Annotated in this window: 18 protein-coding genes; 6 read left to right on the top strand and 12 right to left on the bottom strand. The window is 70.5% G+C overall.

Annotated features, from left to right (window positions below; genetic code table 11):
• Positions 1 to 16 precede the first annotated feature (16 nt).
• The 10 genes from ABC138_RS07660 to ABC138_RS07705 form a co-directional block, all read right to left on the bottom strand.
• The gene (locus tag ABC138_RS07660; RefSeq protein ID WP_345913170.1) at positions 17 to 2143 is read right to left on the bottom strand and encodes an MMPL family transporter; all 2127 of its coding nucleotides are present in this window, start codon (positions 2141 to 2143) and stop codon (positions 17 to 19) included.
• A gap of 76 nt (positions 2144 to 2219) precedes the next feature.
• Complete coding sequence (locus tag ABC138_RS07665) at positions 2220 to 3293, bottom strand: SGNH/GDSL hydrolase family protein (RefSeq protein WP_345913171.1); 1074 nt, start codon at positions 3291 to 3293, stop codon at positions 2220 to 2222.
• Positions 3294 to 3320: 27 nt separating this feature from the next.
• A complete protein-coding gene (locus ABC138_RS07670) occupies positions 3321 to 4238 on the bottom strand; it encodes a type II secretion system F family protein (protein ID WP_345913172.1) in 918 nt (305 codons plus the stop codon).
• 1 nt (position 4239) lies between these two features.
• Complete coding sequence (locus tag ABC138_RS07675) at positions 4240 to 6189, bottom strand: type II secretion system F family protein (protein ID WP_345913173.1); 1950 nt, start codon at positions 6187 to 6189, stop codon at positions 4240 to 4242.
• A complete protein-coding gene (locus tag ABC138_RS07680; protein ID WP_345913174.1) occupies positions 6186 to 7562 on the bottom strand; it encodes a CpaF family protein in 1377 nt (458 codons plus the stop codon). Before ABC138_RS07680 ends, ABC138_RS07675 begins: the two co-directional genes overlap by 4 nt.
• On the bottom strand, positions 7559 to 8725 hold the full coding sequence (locus ABC138_RS07685) for an AAA family ATPase (RefSeq protein ID WP_345913175.1): 1167 nt from the start codon (positions 8723 to 8725) through the stop codon (positions 7559 to 7561). The genes ABC138_RS07680 and ABC138_RS07685 overlap by 4 nt, the downstream gene beginning before the upstream one ends.
• Positions 8722 to 9549 carry an RcpC/CpaB family pilus assembly protein gene (locus tag ABC138_RS07690; protein WP_345913176.1) on the bottom strand — a complete coding sequence of 276 codons (828 nt, stop codon included), beginning with the start codon at positions 9547 to 9549 and terminating at the stop codon, positions 8722 to 8724. Before ABC138_RS07690 ends, ABC138_RS07685 begins: the two co-directional genes overlap by 4 nt.
• Positions 9550 to 9570: 21 nt before the next feature.
• Positions 9571 to 10830, bottom strand: coding sequence for a TadE/TadG family type IV pilus assembly protein (locus ABC138_RS07695; RefSeq protein ID WP_345913177.1), 1260 nt, complete (start codon positions 10828 to 10830; stop codon positions 9571 to 9573).
• Positions 10827 to 11243, bottom strand: a complete 417-nt coding sequence (locus ABC138_RS07700; protein WP_345913178.1) for a TadE/TadG family type IV pilus assembly protein — start codon at positions 11241 to 11243, stop codon at positions 10827 to 10829. The genes ABC138_RS07695 and ABC138_RS07700 overlap by 4 nt, the downstream gene beginning before the upstream one ends.
• Before the next feature lie 141 nt (positions 11244 to 11384).
• Positions 11385 to 11564 (bottom strand): Flp family type IVb pilin, encoded by a 180-nt coding sequence (locus ABC138_RS07705; protein ID WP_345913179.1) that lies wholly within the window; start codon positions 11562 to 11564, stop codon positions 11385 to 11387.
• 389 nt (positions 11565 to 11953) lie between these two features.
• Here ABC138_RS07705 and ABC138_RS07710 point away from each other — a divergent pair, with 389 nt between their 5' ends.
• Positions 11954 to 12625, top strand: a complete 672-nt coding sequence (locus ABC138_RS07710) for an A24 family peptidase (protein ID WP_345913180.1) — start codon at positions 11954 to 11956, stop codon at positions 12623 to 12625.
• Here the strand turns inward: ABC138_RS07710 and ABC138_RS07715 are convergent, their stop codons facing one another.
• Both ABC138_RS07715 and ABC138_RS07720 read right to left on the bottom strand, forming a co-directional pair.
• The gene (locus ABC138_RS07715; RefSeq protein ID WP_345913181.1) at positions 12626 to 13480 is read right to left on the bottom strand and encodes a transglutaminase family protein; all 855 of its coding nucleotides are present in this window, start codon (positions 13478 to 13480) and stop codon (positions 12626 to 12628) included. It abuts the gene before it with no gap.
• 58 nt (positions 13481 to 13538) lie between these two features.
• Positions 13539 to 13889 carry a metalloregulator ArsR/SmtB family transcription factor gene (locus ABC138_RS07720; protein ID WP_338537467.1) on the bottom strand — a complete coding sequence of 117 codons (351 nt, stop codon included), beginning with the start codon at positions 13887 to 13889 and terminating at the stop codon, positions 13539 to 13541.
• Between the two features lie 78 nt (positions 13890 to 13967).
• On the opposite strand from ABC138_RS07720, the gene arsM reads away from it, so the two are divergent.
• From arsM to ABC138_RS07745, 5 genes are read left to right on the top strand one after another with little or no spacing between them, the layout of a single operon-like run.
• Positions 13968 to 14792 (top strand): arsenite methyltransferase, encoded by an 825-nt coding sequence (arsM, locus tag ABC138_RS07725; protein ID WP_345913182.1) that lies wholly within the window; start codon positions 13968 to 13970, stop codon positions 14790 to 14792.
• The gene (gene arsB / locus ABC138_RS07730) at positions 14792 to 15895 is read left to right on the top strand and encodes an ACR3 family arsenite efflux transporter (RefSeq protein WP_345913183.1); all 1104 of its coding nucleotides are present in this window, start codon (positions 14792 to 14794) and stop codon (positions 15893 to 15895) included. The genes arsM and arsB overlap by 1 nt, the downstream gene beginning before the upstream one ends.
• Positions 15892 to 16509 (top strand): arsenate reductase ArsC, encoded by a 618-nt coding sequence (locus ABC138_RS07735; RefSeq protein WP_345913185.1) that lies wholly within the window; start codon positions 15892 to 15894, stop codon positions 16507 to 16509. The genes arsB and ABC138_RS07735 overlap by 4 nt, the downstream gene beginning before the upstream one ends.
• Positions 16510 to 16533: 24 nt before the next feature.
• The gene (locus tag ABC138_RS07740) at positions 16534 to 16956 is read left to right on the top strand and encodes an arsenate reductase ArsC (protein ID WP_338537464.1); all 423 of its coding nucleotides are present in this window, start codon (positions 16534 to 16536) and stop codon (positions 16954 to 16956) included.
• The gene (locus ABC138_RS07745) at positions 16953 to 17372 is read left to right on the top strand and encodes a low molecular weight phosphatase family protein (RefSeq protein WP_345913186.1); all 420 of its coding nucleotides are present in this window, start codon (positions 16953 to 16955) and stop codon (positions 17370 to 17372) included. Before ABC138_RS07740 ends, ABC138_RS07745 begins: the two co-directional genes overlap by 4 nt.
• Positions 17373 to 17389 lie beyond the last annotated feature (17 nt).

Consider the following 17389-nt stretch of genomic DNA (forward strand, 5'->3'; position numbering starts at 1 on the left):
GCGAAGGGGCGGAGCCTCAGTCCCGCGTCCCCGCCACCTCGTCGTCCGGGGCCATCCGGCCGGACCACGGCCACCAGATCCGGTTGCCGAGGTCCGAGGCGAGGGCCGGTACGAGGATCGACCGTGTGACGATCGTGTCGAGCAGCACGCCGAAGGCGACGATGAAGGCGATCTGCGCGAGGAAGAGCAGCGGGATGATCGCCAGTGCGGAGAAGGTCGCGGCGAGCACGACACCAGCGCTGGTGATGACCCCTCCGGTGACGGCGACAGCGCGCCGGATGCCGCGCCGCGTGCCGACCTGCAGTGACTCCTCACGTGCCCTCGTCATGAGGAAGATCGAGTAGTCGACGGCGAGCGCGACGAGGAAGACGAAGCCGAGCACGGGGGTCGACGGATCCGCGCCCGGCTGGTCGAGGACCTGGGTGAACAGGACCGCGGAGACCCCGAGCGTCGCCGCGAAGGTCAGGACGTTGACCACGACGAGCAGCACGGCGGCGGCCACCGACCGCAGCAGCGCGATGAGGATCAGCGTCACGACGAGCAGGATGGCGGGCACGACGACGCGGTAGTCGCGGGTGCTCGCGTCGTCGGTGTCGACCGCCGTGGCGGTCGTGCCGCCGACGAGGATCTCCCCGTCGACCGCGTGCAGCTCCTCGCGCAGGTCTCGCACGACCTGCCGCGCCTCCTCCGACTCCGAGCCGACCGTGAGGGTCGCCGAGAGCAGCGTCGTCCCGGCCCCGCTCGTCGACCCCTGCGCCTGCACCCGCTCGGCGACGTCCTCGTGGCCGGTGAGGACCCCCTTCGCCTCCTCGACCGCCGCGTCGGGCGCGATGACCTGGACCGGCTGCTGGTCACCGCCGTCGAAGTGCCGGTCGAGCACACCCTGGCCCTCGACGGACTCGACGTCGGTGGTGAAGAACTGCGCCTGCGTGATCCCCGAGGTCGGGAAGGTCAGCGCCGCCACGGCCGCGACGAGCAGCAGCGCGGTGGTCACCACCCACGTGATCCGTGGCCGCACCGTGACGCGCCGGGCGACGCCGGACCAGAAACGGTGCCGGGGCTCGGTCCCCCGCCGGGGCACCGAGGGCCAGAAGGCCGCGCGGCCGAGGAGCGCCAAGGCCGCAGGCAGCAGCGTGAACGCGGCGATCATCGCGCCCGCGATGCCGAGGGCGCCCACCGGCCCGAGGCCGGAGATGTTGCCCAGGTCGGACAGCAGCAGGCAGAGCAGACCGGCGATGACCGTGCCGCCGCTGGCAGCGACGGGTCCGAGCGTCTGCCGCCAGGCCACCTTGAGCGCAGGGAGCGGGTCGGCGGAGTGCAGCTCCTCGCGGTAGCGGGCGACGAGCAGCAGCGAGTAGTCCGTCGCGGCACCCACGACGAGGATGAAGAGGATGCCCTGGCTCTGCCCGGACAGCTGGATCCAGTCCGCGTCGGCCATCGGGTAGATGACGAGTGCGGCGAGGGCCAGGCCGAAGATGCTCGTCAGCAGGACGACGAAGGGGAGGACCGGGCTGCGGTAGACGACGAGCAGGATGACGAGGACGACGGCGAGCGTGACGAGCAGGAGCAGCCCGTCGATGCCGGCGAAGGCCTCACCCAGGTCTGCGGCGAAACCCGCCGGACCGGTCACCGCGACGCTCGCCCCGTCGACCTGGGGGGCGAGGTCGCCCCGCAGGTCCTCGACGAGCAGGTTGGAGATCGCGGTCTCCTCGACGGTCTCCTGCACCGCGTCGGCGTCGAGGCTGAGGACGACGAGCGCCGCCTGACCGTCCTCGGACGGGATGACCGGGATGCGTTCCTGCGCCAGGTAGTCCCCGAACGTGCCGGGGACGTCGGTCACCTGCTGGGCCGGCAGCTGCTTGGCCCAGGCGTTGAGCTCGCCGAGGACGGCCCGGCCGAGCCCCCCTTCGTCCTCGACGGCGAGGATCAGGGGCAGGGTCGCGTCCGCGTCGAAGTCCGCGAGCTGCTCGGCCACCCGCGTCGACTCGGCCGACTGCGGGAGGAAGGAGGCCTGGTCGTTGTCCTGCACGCTGGACAGCTGGCCGACGAGCGGCCCGCCGATCCCGGCCAGCGCGAACCAGAGGACGACGACGATGCCGGCGAGGACCCGCAGACGGAGACCTGAGCGCGCTCGAGAGACCATGCCCAAACCTTAGACGAACATTGGACGATCTCGGACCACGAGGCCGGGATCATCGGCGAACGGCCTCTGGCGGCCGTCAGTCCATCGCTGCCGCGAGCGCGCGGGCCGACGCGGCGTAGCCGTCCTGGGTCGGGTGCGCCCACTCGGGCACCTCCCGGCCCGGGGCCAGCACCGGCACGAGCCAGGCTCGGGAGTTGTCCGGCACCGAGCGCGGGTCGAGTCCGTGGGTCCGACCGTCCCAGGCGGGCTTGACGTCGACGAAGGTGAACCCGCCCGGGCCCTCGGCCGTGTCGTCGAGCTCGGCGACGGCCTCGCGCTGGACCCGGTCGCCCCTGAGCTGGAGCGCGTCGAGCGCGGCGCCGGCGTCGTAGGTCGGGGCGGCCTCGGGGATGGAGTAGCTGTCGGTGTTGATGAGGTGCGGGTAGCCGAGCAGGTACACCTGCGCGTGGCCGCCGGAGCGCGCGTGGACGGCGTCGAGGGCCTGCTTGGTCTGCTGCTGCAGCCGCGGCAACCTGGCATCGGCGGTCTCGAGGCTGCCCTCGCAGGAGCTCGCGCTGCGCAGCACGAGGCAGCTGAGCACGATCGAGGAGAAGCCGATGTCGTTGCCGCCGATGGTGAGGAAGACGGCGTCGGTGTCCCTGGTGACGGCGTCGATCTGCGGGGCGGCGGTCAGCTGGCAGCTGACCGTCGCGGTCCGTGCGCGCCCGACCTGCGACGCCGAGGTCACCGTGTACTCGTAGGACCAGTCGGCCTGGGCCGGCGTCCCGCAGAGCTCGGCGGCCTTGGCCTGGCGCAGCCAGTGGTGGGTGGCGTTGGGCGCCTTGCCGGGGATCTCGTAGGTCGCGGTGCGCGTGGTCGGCGCGCCGAGCGGGCGCGGGTTGAGGATGTCGGCGACGACCCCGCCGCTGCACGCGACGTCGGTGTAGCTCGCGCCGTCGGCCCGGGCCACCCGCGCGCCGTAGTTGTCCGGCGAGCGCCAGCACGTCTTCTCGACGTAGGTGCCCGCGCCGTTGCCGGCCGAGTAGGAGTCACCGAGCTGCACGTACTCCAGCGCCGGGTCGGCGCCGGCCGTGGGAGCGGCCAGCCCCACGCCACCTCCCATCGCGGCGACGGCGGTGATCAGGGCGAGGGTGCGACGACGGTGGCGCATGGGTACCTCCAGGTGGACGAAGGGGGATCAGAGACTACCCATGAGACTCTCCATCATCCTGATGATGCCGGGGCCGATGATGACGACGAAGAGAGCGGGGAAGATGCAGAGCAGGAGCGGGAAGAGGATCTTGACGGTCACCTTCTGCGCCTTCTCCTCGCCCTTCTGCCGGCGGGTGATGCGCATCGCCGACGTCTGCTCGCGCAGCACCTTGGCGATCGGGATGCCGAGGCGGTCGGCCTGGACGATCGCCGAGATGAAGTTCTTCACCTCCGGCAGCACCATGCGCTCACCCAGCGCGGAGAAGGCGTCGGCGCGCGTCTTGCCGAGCTGGATCTCGGAGAGCACGCGGGCGAACTCGCCCGACATCGGGCCGTCGGTGGTGCGAGCGACGCGCAAGAGGGCCGCGTCGAACCCCTGCCCGGCCTCGACGCAGACGGTGAGGATGTCGAGAACATCGGCGAGGTCCCTGGCCGTGCGCTCTTGACGACGCAGCCCGGCGTTGTGGAGCAGCAGGTCTGGCATGAGGAAGCCGATGGCGCCGAGCACGACGGCGAGCAGGAAACCTCCGAGTCCGACGCCCAGGTAGAGGATGCCGAGGGCAGCCCCGAGGAGCAGGGACATGCCCTTGACCCCCATGAGGCGGTCGACGGTCCACGGGGAGGGGTTGCCGGCCCGGTCCAGGGACCTCGTGAGCCGCTCCACGGTGCCCGACGGGGACAGCCGGACCGCGAGCCGACGCGAGCCGTTGATCAGCGGCTCCACGAGTCGCTCCTTGGCGGGCAGCTCGCTGCGGCCAACCGCTGCCGGATTGATGCCCCCCTCGATCATCACCAAGCTCCTGGCGACCCCGGTCGGGCCGGAGCTGGCACCGAGCGCCACCACGGCTACGACGAGCACGACGGCCACGGCGATGAAGCCGATACCAATGATGGCAATGGTCATCTCACACCTCGATCCTGACGACCTGACGCATCCAGACGACACCGATGAGCATCAGGACCACAGCCCCGACGGACATGAGGAGTCCCAGTGCGGTGGTCCACAGCAGCTGGACGTAGTCGTAGTTGACGTACGTCATGTAGAAGAAAAGGACGATCGGCAGACCGATGAGGATCTGAGCCGACAGCCGCCCCTCGGCAGAGAGCGCGGCGACCTGGCGGTGGAGGGTCTCGCGCTCCAGCAGCGTCCGTGCCGTGGTCTCGAGGGTCTCGGCGAGGTTGCCGCCGACCTCCCGCTGGATCCTGATCGCCATGACAGCGATGCGCATCGAGTCGCTGCCCATGCGGTCGGCCATGCGCTCGAGGGCGTCGGCGATGTCGGTGCCGATCCGGGTCTCGGCCAGGGCTCGGGAGAACTCCCGGTCGACGGGTGCAGCCGCGTCCTGCGCCACGGCGCTCAGCGCCTGCGGGAGACCGAAGCCGCTGCGCAAGCTCGTCGCGACGAGCATGAGCGACTGCGGCAGGACCCGCTCGAAGGCCTTCGCTCGTCGCGCAGCGAGGAAGCGCAGCACGAACTGCGGCAGGCCGATGCCCACGACGAGCCCGACCACGAGGCCGAGCCACCACGGTCCCGGCACGAGGAGGGTACCGAGGACGAGCCCTCCGAGGCCCGAGGCCAGACGGACGACGAACCACTCGCCCGACCGCAGCGGCAGGTCGGCCCGGTTGATGAGCTCCATGGTCCGGGTCGTCGAGCGGCGTCCGTGCATCGTCCGCTCGCCGAAGGCGACGAGCTGCTCCCGCAGCGGTGCGCTCGTCGCGCGGGCGTCCGCGCGGGCCGCCCGCCCCGGCACGACGTAGGTGTCGATCGCGGCCAGTCGCCGCTCACGGCGGGTGAGCAGGGTGGGCGTCAGCATGCCGTAGGCGAAGAGCGAGATGGCCAGGCCGAGGCACAGGGCACCCAGCCACGGCCACACCGACGAGGTCACTCCGGGGGCGACGACCTGGCCCAGGGCACCGTCCTCCGCGTCCAGGGTGGGCGCCACGGCGGCGGGACCGGCACCAGCGCCCAGGTCGAAGCGCTGCTCGACGACGAAGGGCTCTCCCCCGGCGCTCCCCTCGAGGCGGATGAGGTGGCTCCCGACGAGCGGCCCGGGCGTCGTGATCTCGAAGGAGGACTGGGACTGCAGCGCGCGGGCCGCGCCTTCGAAGGCCCGGCCGACCTCTTGCGCGTCCGCGGCGGAGATGACGGAGCCACCGCCCGCACGAGCGAACCCCTGAAGTGCGGTCGTGGCGTCCGGGTCGTCGGTGTTGAAGCGCACGACGTCCACGCGGATCCCCCTGTCACGCAGGGCCTTCGTCGCCTTCTTGCGGTCCGAGGTGCGGGCCTTGCTGATCGTGTCGGCGCCGTCGCTGAGCAGGACGATGCTGCGGTCGCCGTCGTCGCCGAGGACCTTGGCCGCTGCCGTGACCCCCGCGTAGAGGGAGGTGTCGCCGTAGCTGACGAGGCCGTCGACGACCCGTTGGACGCGGCCGCGGTCGGCGGTCGGCGCCTGGTCGACGCCGGCGGTGTCGGCGAAGGTGGCGACCCCCACGCGCACGTCCTTGGGCGCCTCGGCGAGGTAGGCCTTCGTCGCCGAGCGCACCGTGCGCATGCCATCGGCCCCCATCGAGCCGCTCGTGTCGATGACGAGCATCGAGGTCCGCGTGATGCTCGAGGACTCCGAGACCGAGACCTCACGCCCTTCGCCGTCGACCTTCGCGACGAGGGTGGCGGGGTCGACCTCGACCACCTCGGGGCTGCGGAAGGTGAGGACGCCGGTCACGGAGGTGCCGTCGACCTCGACATTGCCGATGGACACCTTCGTCCCGGCTGCTGCGGGGGACGCCCCGAGCGCACCGGCCACGACGAATGCGAGCACCGCCCCGAGCACCCGGGCGAGGAGCCTCCTCATGACGTGTACCTCATGAAGAGCTGCGGCGGCAGGGCGACCCCGAGGTCCTCGAGCTCGTGGACGAAGACCGGACGGATCCCGGTCGGCACGAGCGAGCCGAGGTACCGCCCGTCGGCGTCCCGTCCGGCGGCGTAGTCGAAGGTGTAGAGGTCCTGGAGCGTGACGACGTCACCCTCCATCCCGATCACCTCGGTGATGGCGACGATGCGCCGCGTGCCGTCGCTGAGGCGGGACTGCTGGATGATGAGGTCGACGGCACCGGCGACCTGCTCACGGATGGCGCGCACCGGCAGCTCGATGCCGGCCATGAGCACCATCGTCTCGAGCCGGGCGAGGCTGTCACGGGCAGAGTTGGCGTGGACGGTCGTCAGCGACCCGTCATGGCCGGTGTTCATCGCCTGCAGCATGTCGAGGGCAGCCGCGTCACGGACCTCCCCGACGATGATCCGGTCGGGCCGCATGCGCAGGGCGTTGCGCACGAGGTCGCGGATGGATATCTCCCCGCGCCCCTCGATGTTGGGCGGGCGCGACTCCAGGCGCAGCACGTGCCGCTGGTGGAGCTGGAGCTCCGCGGCGTCCTCGATGGTCACGATGCGCTCGTCCTCGGGGAGGAAGCTGCTCACGACGTTGAGCGTCGTCGTCTTGCCCGAGCCGGTACCACCGGAGACGACCATGCTGCGCCGGCCGCGCACGCAGGCGTCGAGGAAGTCCCGGACCTGCCGCGACATCGTCCCCATGCCGACGAGGTCGTCATCGGTGAAGGGGTCCGCGGCGAACTTGCGGATCGTCAGCATCGAGCCGTCGATGGCGACGGGGGGCAGCACCGCGTTCACCCGGGAGCCGTCGGGCAGACGGGCGTCGACCATCGGGCTCGACTCGTCGACGCGCCGACCGACCCGGGAGACGATCTTGTCGATCGTGCGTCGCAGGTGGGCATCGTCGACGAAGCTGGTCGGCGCCGGGAAGAGGCGACCGGCACGCTCGATGTAGATGTCGTCCGGCCCGTTGACCATGATCTCGGTGACCTCGGGGTCACGCAGGTAGGGCTCGAGCGGTCCGTGACCGAGGATGTCGTCGGAGACGTCCTGGGCGATCTTGGTGCGGTCGGCCTGCGAGAGGGGTGTGTGCTCCGAGTCGATGACCGACTGCAGGGTCGCTCGCACCTGTGCGGCGAGCTCGTCCTCGGAGAGGTGCGGGTCGTAGAGGCGCGGCCCGAGGGACTCGACGAGCTCCTGGTGGACGCGTGCCTTGACGTCGGCGTGCGGGTCAGCGCGGTGGTGGACTCCGGCCCGTCGCGTGCGTGGCCCGGCGCTTGGATCCCCGCCCGAAGCGGGGTTGCGCACCTGGTCGAGACGATCGGCGAGACTGCTCATGCCCTGCTCCTCTTCAGCCCGAGGCCGCGCTTCGGGGCCTCCTCGACCAGCTCGCCGAACCGGCGGCGGACCTCACGATCGGTCAGGTCGCGGATCGCCAGTGTCGCCGGTCCCTTGGGGTCCTGGACGAGCAGCGGTACGCCGCGGTTGGTGGCCGCCGGCACGCTCAGGCTGTTGGGGATGCTCACGGCGATGGCCTGCTTGAGCACGTCCTCGACGTCGCCGCCGTCCAGACCGACCTTGAGCCCCGAGCGGTTGAGGACGACCACCCGGTTGTCCCTGGACCCACCCAGGGTGTCCAGGGTGTTCATCGCGATGCGCAGGTTCTTCACCGCGGGGATGTCGAGCGTCGTGATGAGCACCGCGAGGTCACTGATGTCCAGGGCGGTGAGGACGTGGTCGGTGAAAGCGGGCGGGGTGTCGATGACGATGTAGTCGTACAGCGTGCGTGCGGTGCGCAGCATCTCGAGGACGACATCGGCGGGGACGCGCTCCGCATCCCCCGGGTCGCTCGAGGGCGCGATGACGTCGAGCCCCGTGCCCTCGTGGGTGACGACGACGGACTCGAGCCCTGCCCGGTCGATGTGGCCCCGCATGGCGACGAGATCGGTGACCGTGCCGTTGGGGACGAGCTGGAGGCTGATGGCGACGTCGCCGAACATCAGGTCCAGGTCGACGAGGAGCGTCCGCGCCCCGCTCGTCGCGAGATGGGCCGCGAGATTCGTCGACACGGTCGTCTTGCCCACTCCTCCCTTGGCCGAGAAGACGGTGATGATCCGCCCCTGCTTCTGACGGGTGACGTCACCGCCGAGGCGGGCGGAGAGCTGTTCGTTGCGTCGCATGGCGTCGGCGAGCGCGGTCTGGTCGTCAGCCTGGACGACCTCACGGATGCCGCTGCGCAGGGCGAAACCCATGACGTTGACGTCGAGGCGGTGCCGCAGCAGCAGGACGCCGACCTCGGGGCGCTGGACGCGCAGGTGCTCGGCCAGGTCGCAGGCGGCCTCGACGGGGATGTCGGGGCCGATGACGACGAGCCGGTGACGTGACGACTGCTCGAGCTCGCGCACGACCTGCGGCCCGTGGGTCATCACGTCGGCCGACTCGCCGAGGGCGAAGGAGTAGGTGTCGAGGGCCCGGATGTCCTGGTCCCAGAGGATGGTCATGACGCGTCCTTCCGCAGCAGCTCGGCCGCAACGTCCTCGTCGAAGACGCTCATGTCATTGGTCGAGGAGCCCTCGTCCATCTTGACGTCGGACCCACGCAGGCCCGCGTACAGCGAGTACTCGGTGATGCCGTGAGCCAGCCGCGGCGCGTCCTTGGGGTCGACGGCGACGGTCACGAGGAAGCTGGGCTGCTCGTCGCCCTGGGACGTGCCCTGCTCCTCGTCGTCCGGAGAGGTCTGCTGGCTCGGCGCCGCCAGGGGCTTCCTGCCCATCGCGATGACCTGGACGTCGGGCAGCAGCACGCTCGTGCCCGAGACGTCGAGCTCGTTGATCTGCTTGACCTTGGCCCCGTCCCCGATCAGTTTGATCTTGTGGGTCGCGTAGATCGCGATGCGCGACCCCGGCGTGACGAACTCGCCGACCCGCGCCGGGTCGGACAGCTCGACCGACATGGCGAGCTTGCCGGGAGGCACCTCGATCGCCTTGGTCCCCTTCGGGGTGGCGCCGAAGCGCGAACTCATGAGGAACTCACCCGGCTGCACGTCCGAGAGAGCCAAGAGGGCGTTGTTGTCCGGGCCGACCCATTCGAGCGCACCGTCGGGTCGTGCCTCGGAGGCGACCTTGGTCCGGACGATCAGGTCGTTGCGCTGGGCGTCCTTGAGGGTCGTGCCCGCGGGGACGGGCTGCTCGGCGACGTAGACGTACACCGGCTGTGCTCCTGCCACTGCCCGGGCATCCGCCCCGCGGACGTAGGTCAGGACCATGACGGACCCGCCGAGCGCCAGAAGGACTGCGACGATGACTGCGATGACGCGACGTTTCATGAGGAGCTCGATTCTTGAAGGTCAGCCAGCAGGCTTGATGACGTTGACGCCGAAGTTGTTTCCGGAGCCCGGTGGGGCGATACCAGGCGCATCCGCGAGAGTGCCCGTCAGGAACCACCCTGAGATGCACGCGACGGAGCCGGTGCACGGAGGGCCTCCGCGGACGTGCGAGTTTTCGGTGACGCCAGGCACGTTGATCCCACTGATGTAGAACCTGCCCCACCCTGCGATGTGGTACCACGACTTCTTGCCGCCCGTGGTCGCATCCGTTGGATCGCAGTTCGATGGGAGCGGCGTGCTGGCAGTCGGCGCGGTGGAGAAACCGCCCACACAATCAAAGATGGGGATTTCGACGACGGTCTCGTGGAGCGGCGCGATGGTGGACTTACAGCTGCCGGCACTCTTTCCGGGATCAACCTGAACCCAGTTCCCGTCGGTCACCTCTGCAGTGCAGGCGGTGGTTCCCAACCACCCGAAGCCGCCAGGAAAATCCTTACCGTTCCATGAGCACTTGGCTTCGTGGGTTTTTGGGTTGTGCAGGATCAAGACGATTTCCCGCGCTGCGTCTGGCCACTGCGGCTGACCAGCACCGATGTTGCCGTAGCCAGGTTTCGTGCCGACCGGGCCGTCTTCGACGTAGTCGGTCCCGTCGTTGGTCTGCTCTCGCCATTCACAGTCGTTGAACGTCAAAGGGAGCGTGGCGCGGTGCCCCATCGGGGAGCCCCACGCGGAGCGCGCACAGGCGGTCGTCCCGGCATCCCCGTCACTCCCACCGGCCAGGACCCGCGAGAAGGGGAGGAACAGCTCGTCGTCGCCCGAGGTCGTGAGCGTGCGGGTGTAGGTCTCGACGTACGGGACGCTCGCGCCGGTCCCGGCGAGCCAGGTCGGCAGGGGCGGGCACTCGCCCAGGTCCCCGATCGAGCCGGTGGACAGGCAGGTGGGCAGCGACCCGGCCCCGCGGCCGCACACGCCGCTCGGCGCGCCGTTCGCGGTCCGGTTGTCGTACTGCATGCGCTCGTCCCCGGCATTGGGATTCAGCAGGTCGGAGACCCCGGCGGGAGTGCACCCAGCGGCTCCCTCGGCGCACTCCTGGGCGAGAGCCAGCGAGGTGGCGTCGGCGCCGTTCTGCAGCTGCCGACGCTCGTACGTGAGGTTGCCCAGGTCGACGCTCACGGCCAGCATGCCGATGATCACCATCCCGGAGAACAGGACCGCGACGATGACGGCGACGCCTCCGCGCTCGCCCTGCAGGCGACGTGAGGCATGGGCCCTCAGGCTCACCCACCGCATCTCATCACCGCCTCTGCTGTGGCTTCGGGCAGGGCACCGGCGGCACCGAACATGTTCAGCGCCGGCTCGAGCAGGATCCAGTCGAAGTCGCCGGTGGCCGTCACGGTGGCATTGCTCCCCGCACCTGCGCACGCCGCCACGGTGACCGTGCCCGCCGTCAGCCCAGGGACCGCCGGAGCGGCCGTGAGCACCCGGGTCCTGATGTCGTCGATGTCCTCACCGATCACCGCCACCCGCGCACCTTCACGGACCGCGTTGGTCAGCTGGATCTCGGTGAGGAAGTAGCGGCCGAAGTCGATGATGCCGGCCATGACGAGGAACAGCAGGGGCAGGACGATGGCGAGCTCGACCGCCGCAGCGCCGCGTTGGCGCCACGCTGGTCGGGAACGTCTCGTGCGTGCCATGGTTCGCCCCTTCGAGGCCTCGTCGTCATGGGAAGTGGGAAGTGGAGGACCGCGCAGGGGTCCGGGTCGTGCACGAACTGGGTTCCGCGGCGGGGACGGACACGGGGTCGACGCCCCCGCCGCGGAGCTCTTGGGTCTAGATCACGGCAGCGCGTCGATGACGGTCTGGAACGCGTCCCGGATCTGTCCGCCCAGAGTGGCGACGAGGCCGACGATGACGGCCGCGATGAGGGCGACCATGATGCCGTACTCCACGGCGGTCGCCCCCTTCTCGCGCTGGACGGTGAGCAGGGACTGGAGGCGGACGTAGAGCTCGAGCATGGTTCTCTCCTTGTGAGAAGGCGCCGAGGAGCCCGGATCGGGCACGGCGTGTGGCGGGATGATGCTGCGGTCGTCAGACCAGGTCCGTCGACGACGGGCCGTTGAGGGGCCGGCGGCCCGATACGGGCTGGCGGCGAGAGCCGTTGCGGCTGAAGGGACCTCGTAAACCACCGAGGTGCAGGGACGTGGTGCAGGGATGGCGGCACCAGGGCATGGCACTGCCGTACGACTGGTTGATCTGGTCTTCCCCCGAAGTGCTGTCTCAGGAATACCTGGCCAACTGATTCGTAACCGTAAGGGCTTGGTCAGGTTTTTGCCAGAGTTTCTTCAGTAAATTTTTCAAGCGATCCGAATCGACGAGGCCCCGGGGCGCCGATAGGGTCGATTTCGTGCCCGACATCGTCGCCCTCTCCGTGACCATCCTCGGCGTCCTCGCGGGGGTCGCACTGCGGTCCCGGCTGGCGCTCCTGGGCTACCGGCTGGACGACGAGCGCGAGCTGTCGCACCCCCCTTCGTGGTGGGTCGTCCCGGTCACGACGGTCGCGAGCGGGCTTGTGTGGCAATCGATTTCGCCCGACAACCCACCCGTCGTCCCGGCGGTCTACGTGCTCGCCAGCTGGGTCATGGTGGCGCTCGCCTTCATCGATCTCGACGTGCACCGACTACCCGACCGCATCCAGCTGCCGGCCTACCCGACCGTGCTGGTGCTGCTCGTGGCATGCAGCCTCGCGAGCAGCGACTGGGGCGCGCTCGTCCGCGCGCTCGTCGCCGGCGCGGCCCTCTTCGTTCTTTACCTTTTCCTTGCACTTCTCCCCGGAGGCGGCATCGGCTTCGGGGACGTCAAGCTCGCCGGCCTGCTCGGGATGCTGCTCGGATGGCTCTCGTGGACCCACGTGATGCGCGGGACGCTCGCGGCATTCCTCATCGGGGGCCTTGTCGCGGCGCTCCTGCTGGCGCTGCGCAGGGTGAAGCGGGACGACGAGTTCCCTTACGGCCCACCGATGCTCGTCGGCGCGGTGGGCGCGCTCATCGCCCCCCTCGCGCTCGGGGCGATCGGCTGATCAGGCCAGACGCACGAGGGCGTCCGGGTCCTCCTGTGGCAGTCGCCCCTCGGTGAGCACGGCCGTGACCGCCTGCCGGTTGAAGTTCATCCGGCCCCCACGGGTGGTGAGGAAGGCCGTGTCCGCGGCGTCCCGGCCGGTCGCGATGCGGACCATGGCCTCACGCGGAGCGAGCCGGGTCGCGTCGACGATGTGCCACGCGTCCTCGACCCACGCCTCGGCGACGGCGTGGAAGTCCATGGGCTGCAGGCCCGGCGCGTAGACCGAGACGAGCCGCGCCGGTGTGCCCAGCGCGCGCAGCAGCGCGACGACGACGTGCGCGAAGTCCCGGCACACGCCCGACGCCTGGAGGATCGAGTCGACCGCACCGTCGGTGCCGCGGCTCGAGCCGGAGACGTAGGCCATGTGCGAGTTGACCCACTCCGCGACCGCATGCACGCGCTCGACACCCGCCTGGGACGGGAAGAGCTGGGCGGCCATGGGCGCCAGGCGATCCGACTCCGCGTACCGGCTCGGGCGGGTGAAGGCCCAGCGGTCGAAGTCGATCTCGGGCCCGACCTGGTCGCCCACCGGACGGGTGATGTCGACGAGCGCCGAGTAGGTCACCTCGAGCCAGCCGCTGCCCACGTCCTCGACGAGGTGCAACCGCGTGCCGTGGTTGCCCGCGAGCTCGCGGGCCTCGACCCGACGGCCGGCCGCGTGGATGAGGATCTCCTCCTCGAGGATGTCGTGCGCGCTGGACACCGCGAAGGACAGCAGTGCCTCCCGGACGCCGTTGGTCCCGTAGGCGAACTTGGTCCCCACCCGCGCCTGGAGCGGGGTGGAGTCGGCGTCGACGATCGCGAGGTCGGTCATGGGTCCATCCGACCCCGCCCGGGCACCCCAGGTCAAAGCGAAGGGAGCGCCGCTCGCCTCATACCGTCGCCGGCACGGCCAGGAAGGCCGAGAGCGCACCGAGTGTCTCCGGCTCGATGCGGTACCAGACATAGGTCCCGCGACGCTCCGACGTGACGATCCCGGCCTCGCGCAGGGTCTTCAGGTGGTGCGAGATCGTGCCCGCGGACAGGGCGAAGGCCGGGGTGATGTCGCAGACGCACACCTCGGGCTGGGCCGCGATGAGGCTGGCCAGGCGCAGGCGCACCGGATCGCCGAGGGCCTTGAACACCGGAGCCATGCTCACCGCGTCGGCCTCGCTGACCGGCGCCTCGGTGAGGCCGCCACACGTGACGACCGGCTCGACGGCGAGGTGGGTGCGGGCGCTCATGGAGCCATCTTGACATATGTCAAAACAGCGATCACGCTGGGACCGCTGATTGGCCAACCATCAAAGCAGGAGCTCACCGTGACCCGGCAGGACATCCACGACGTGGTCCGCGAGCGCTACGCCTCCGCCGCCCGCGCCGCCCTCGACCCGACGACGACCTCGACCTGCTGCGGCAGCACGGCGACCGACCCGATCACGGTCGGGCTCTACGAGGGGACGGACTCCCCTTCGGACACCGCACTGGCCGCCTCCCTCGGGTGCGGCAACCCGACCGCACTGGCCGACCTCTCGCCCGGTGAGGACGTGCTCGACCTCGGCTCGGGCGGCGGCCTCGACGTCCTGCTGTCCGCGCGACGGGTCGCCCCCGGCGGCACCGCCGTCGGTCTCGACATGACCGAAGAGATGCTCGAGCTCGCTCGTCGCCACCAGGCCGAGGCCGGCATCGACAACGCGCGCTTCCTGAAAGGGATGATCGAGCAGATCCCGTTGGCGGACGCCTCCGTCGACGTCGTCATCTCCAACTGCGTCATCAACCTCTCGCCCGACAAGGACGCCGTGATCCGCGAGGCGCACCGCGTGCTGCGTCCCGGCGGCCGCTTCGCCGTCTCCGACGTCGTGCTCCTCCGCGAGATCCCCGACGCGCTGCGGGGCGTCGTCGGCCTGTGGACCGGGTGCATCTCCGGCTCGCTGCTCGACACGGACTACGTCGCCAAGCTCACCGCCGCCGGCTTCGCCGACGCGGGCGTCGAGGTGACCCGACGGTTCGACCGCTCCGACCTGGAGGACATGTCCGACCTGGTCGGCGACCGGCTGCCGCCGGGCTGGACCCTCCCAGGTGTGCTCGACGCGCTCGACGGCTCCTTCGCCAGCGCATTCGTCCGTGCCCGGAAGGCAGACCGCTGATGACCACCACCACCGCCCGACCCCAGTCGCCCGCTCGTCTGTCGACCCTGGACCGCTGGCTCCCCCTGTGGATCGGCTTGGCCATGGTCGCCGGCCTCCTCCTCGGACGACTCGTCCCCGGCCTCGGCGGAGCGCTGAGTGCGATCGAGGTCGACGGCATCTCGCTCCCGATCGCCATCGGCCTGCTCGTCATGATGTACCCGGTGCTCGCCAAGGTCCGCTACGACCGGCTCGACACGGTCACGAGCGACCGGCGCCTGCTCGGTTCCTCTCTCGTGCTCAACTGGCTCGTCGGGCCTGCCCTGATGTTCGCCCTCGCCTGGCTGATGCTGCCCGACCTGCCCGAGTACCGCACCGGTCTGATCATCGTCGGGCTCGCCCGGTGCATCGCCATGGTCATCATCTGGAACGACCTCGCCTGCGGTGACCGCGACGCAGCCGCGGTGCTCGTGGCCATCAACTCGCTCTTCCAGGTGGTCGCGTTCGCCGCGCTCGGCTGGTTCTACCTGTCGGTCCTGCCCGGCTGGCTCGGTCTCGACCAGGCGGCGCTCGACGTCTCCGCATGGCAGATCGCCAAGTCCGTGCTGATCTTCCTCGGCATCCCGCTGCTCGCGGGCTACCTGACCCGCCGGGGTGGCGAGCGCCGGTGGGGCCGTGAGCGCTACGAAGCCTCCTTCCTGCCGAGGATCGGCCCGTGGGCGCTGTACGGGCTGCTCTTCACGATCGTCCTGCTCTTCGCCCTGCAGGGCGAGGCGATCACCTCCAAGCCCGGTGACGTCGCCCGCATCGCGCTGCCGCTGCTCGCGTACTTCGCGATCATGTGGGGCGTCGGCTACCTCACCGGCCGGCTGCTCGGGATGTCGTACGAGCGCACGACCACCCTCGCCTTCACCGCCTCGGGCAACAACTTCGAGCTGGCGATCGCCGTGGCGATCGCGACCTTCGGCGCGACGAGCGGCCAGGCCCTCGCCGGCGTCGTCGGTCCGCTCATCGAGGTCCCCGTCCTCGTCGGGCTGGTCTACGTGAGCCTCGCGCTGCGCCACAGGTTCCCTCACGCCTCGCCCGTGGGCGCGGCCCGCACCCCCGCCGAGGAACTGTCATGAGCGCCCACGCCCACGACCCGTATGCCGACATCGTCGACGACCTGACGTACGTGTACGACGGCGTCTTCTCCCCGGAGACCGTCGCCACGGTCGTGCGCGAAGCCCGCGAGCTGCTCGAGCCCCGCGCGACGATCACGCGGTACCTGCCGATCTTCGTGGCCCGTCAGGCCCGCGAGCAGCTGATGACGGTCGCCCAGGCCGAGGGGCGGGTCGCCAAGCAGGTGCCCGAGGTGCTCTTCGTCTGCGTGCACAACGCGGGCCGCTCCCAGATGGCTGCGGCTCTCACCGAGCACCTCTCGGCCCGTCGCGTCCACGTCCGCTCTGCCGGCTCGCAGCCCGCCGACGAGGTCAACCCCGTCGTCGTGGAGGCCCTCGCCGAGCGCGGCATCGCCCTCACGACGCCGTACCCCAAGCCGCTCAGCCACTCCGCCGTGCAGGCCGCCGACGTCATCGTGACGATGGGCTGCGGCGACGCCTGCCCGATCTTCCCCGGCAAGCGCTACGAGGACTGGGACGTCGCCGACCCGGCCGGACAGCCCCTGGAGGCGGTCCGGGACATCCGCGACGACATCCAGGGCCGCGTGACCGCGCTGCTGCGCGCCGTCCTCTCCTGACCCACCGCCCACCCGGAGGCATCGATGACCGACCACCCTTCCGTTCTCTACGTCTGCGTCCACAACGCCGGCCGCTCGCAGATGGCAGCCGCCTACACGCGCGCGCTCTCCGGCGGGGCCGTCGAGGTCCGCTCCGCCGGTTCGGCGCCTGCCGACTCGATCAACCCCGCTGTCCACGGGGCCATGCTCGAGGAGGGCATCGACCTGTCGGCCGAGCGGCCGAAGGTGCTGACCACCGACGCGGTGCAGTCCTCCGACGTCGTCATCACCATGGGGTGCGGCGACGCCTGTCCGATTTTCCCCGGCAAGCGCTACGAGGACTGGCAGCTGGAGGACCCGGCCGGTCAGGGCGTCGAGGCCGTCCGTCCCATCCGTGACGAGATCCGGGGCCGCGTCGTCGCGCTCCTGTCCTCGCTCGACGTGCCCGTGCAGCACTCCTCGCGATGAGCCGCCCGTCGGTGCTCTTCGTCTGCGTCAAGAACGGCGGGAAGTCGCAGATGGCCGCGGCCCTCATGCGCCAGCGTCACGGCGCCGACGTCGACGTGCACTCCGCGGGCACCCGACCGGGAGACGCACTCAACCCGGGCTCGGTCGCCGCACTCGAGGAGGTCGGTACCGACGTCGGGGGCGAGCACCCCAAGCCCATCGACCCGGCGCTGCTCGACGCCGTCAGCCTCGTCGTCGTCATCGGCGACGAGGCCCGGCTCGACCTCCCCGGCCGCGCGCCGGTCGACCGGTGGGTCACCGTCGAGCCGTCGCTGCGCGGCATCGAGGGCGAGGAGCGGATGCGCCTCATCCGTGACGACCTGACCGAGCGGGTCGACGCCCTCGCCGCACAGATGACCCGCTCCATCTCCCCGTGAGGAAGGGGGTCGGACCC

It is taken from the genome of Janibacter sp. LM, assembly GCF_039631275.1.
GTDB lineage: Bacteria > Actinomycetota > Actinomycetes > Actinomycetales > Dermatophilaceae > Janibacter > Janibacter terrae.

What these genes read in the sequence shown, in the direction of transcription:
- ABC138_RS07660 (WP_345913170.1), bottom strand. Translation starts at nt 2,143, where the DNA reads ATGGTCTCTCGAGCGCGCTCAGGTCTCCGTCTGCGGGTCCTCGCCGGC.
- ABC138_RS07665 (WP_345913171.1), bottom strand. Translation starts at nt 3,293, where the DNA reads ATGCGCCACCGTCGTCGCACCCTCGCCCTGATCACCGCCGTCGCCGCG.
- ABC138_RS07670 (WP_345913172.1), bottom strand. Translation starts at nt 4,238, where the DNA reads ATGACCATTGCCATCATTGGTATCGGCTTCATCGCCGTGGCCGTCGTG.
- ABC138_RS07675 (WP_345913173.1), bottom strand. Translation starts at nt 6,189, where the DNA reads ATGAGGAGGCTCCTCGCCCGGGTGCTCGGGGCGGTGCTCGCATTCGTC.
- ABC138_RS07680 (WP_345913174.1), bottom strand. Translation starts at nt 7,562, where the DNA reads ATGAGCAGTCTCGCCGATCGTCTCGACCAGGTGCGCAACCCCGCTTCG.
- ABC138_RS07685 (WP_345913175.1), bottom strand. Translation starts at nt 8,725, where the DNA reads ATGACCATCCTCTGGGACCAGGACATCCGGGCCCTCGACACCTACTCC.
- ABC138_RS07690 (WP_345913176.1), bottom strand. Translation starts at nt 9,549, where the DNA reads ATGAAACGTCGCGTCATCGCAGTCATCGTCGCAGTCCTTCTGGCGCTC.
- ABC138_RS07700 (WP_345913178.1), bottom strand. Translation starts at nt 11,243, where the DNA reads ATGGCACGCACGAGACGTTCCCGACCAGCGTGGCGCCAACGCGGCGCT.
- ABC138_RS07705 (WP_345913179.1), bottom strand. Translation starts at nt 11,564, where the DNA reads ATGCTCGAGCTCTACGTCCGCCTCCAGTCCCTGCTCACCGTCCAGCGC.
- ABC138_RS07715 (WP_345913181.1), bottom strand. Translation starts at nt 13,480, where the DNA reads ATGACCGACCTCGCGATCGTCGACGCCGACTCCACCCCGCTCCAGGCG.
- ABC138_RS07720 (WP_338537467.1), bottom strand. Translation starts at nt 13,889, where the DNA reads ATGAGCGCCCGCACCCACCTCGCCGTCGAGCCGGTCGTCACGTGTGGC.
- arsB (WP_345913183.1), top strand. Translation starts at nt 14,792, where the DNA reads ATGACCACCACCACCGCCCGACCCCAGTCGCCCGCTCGTCTGTCGACC.
- ABC138_RS07735 (WP_345913185.1), top strand. Translation starts at nt 15,892, where the DNA reads ATGAGCGCCCACGCCCACGACCCGTATGCCGACATCGTCGACGACCTG.
- ABC138_RS07740 (WP_338537464.1), top strand. Translation starts at nt 16,534, where the DNA reads ATGACCGACCACCCTTCCGTTCTCTACGTCTGCGTCCACAACGCCGGC.
- ABC138_RS07745 (WP_345913186.1), top strand. Translation starts at nt 16,953, where the DNA reads ATGAGCCGCCCGTCGGTGCTCTTCGTCTGCGTCAAGAACGGCGGGAAG.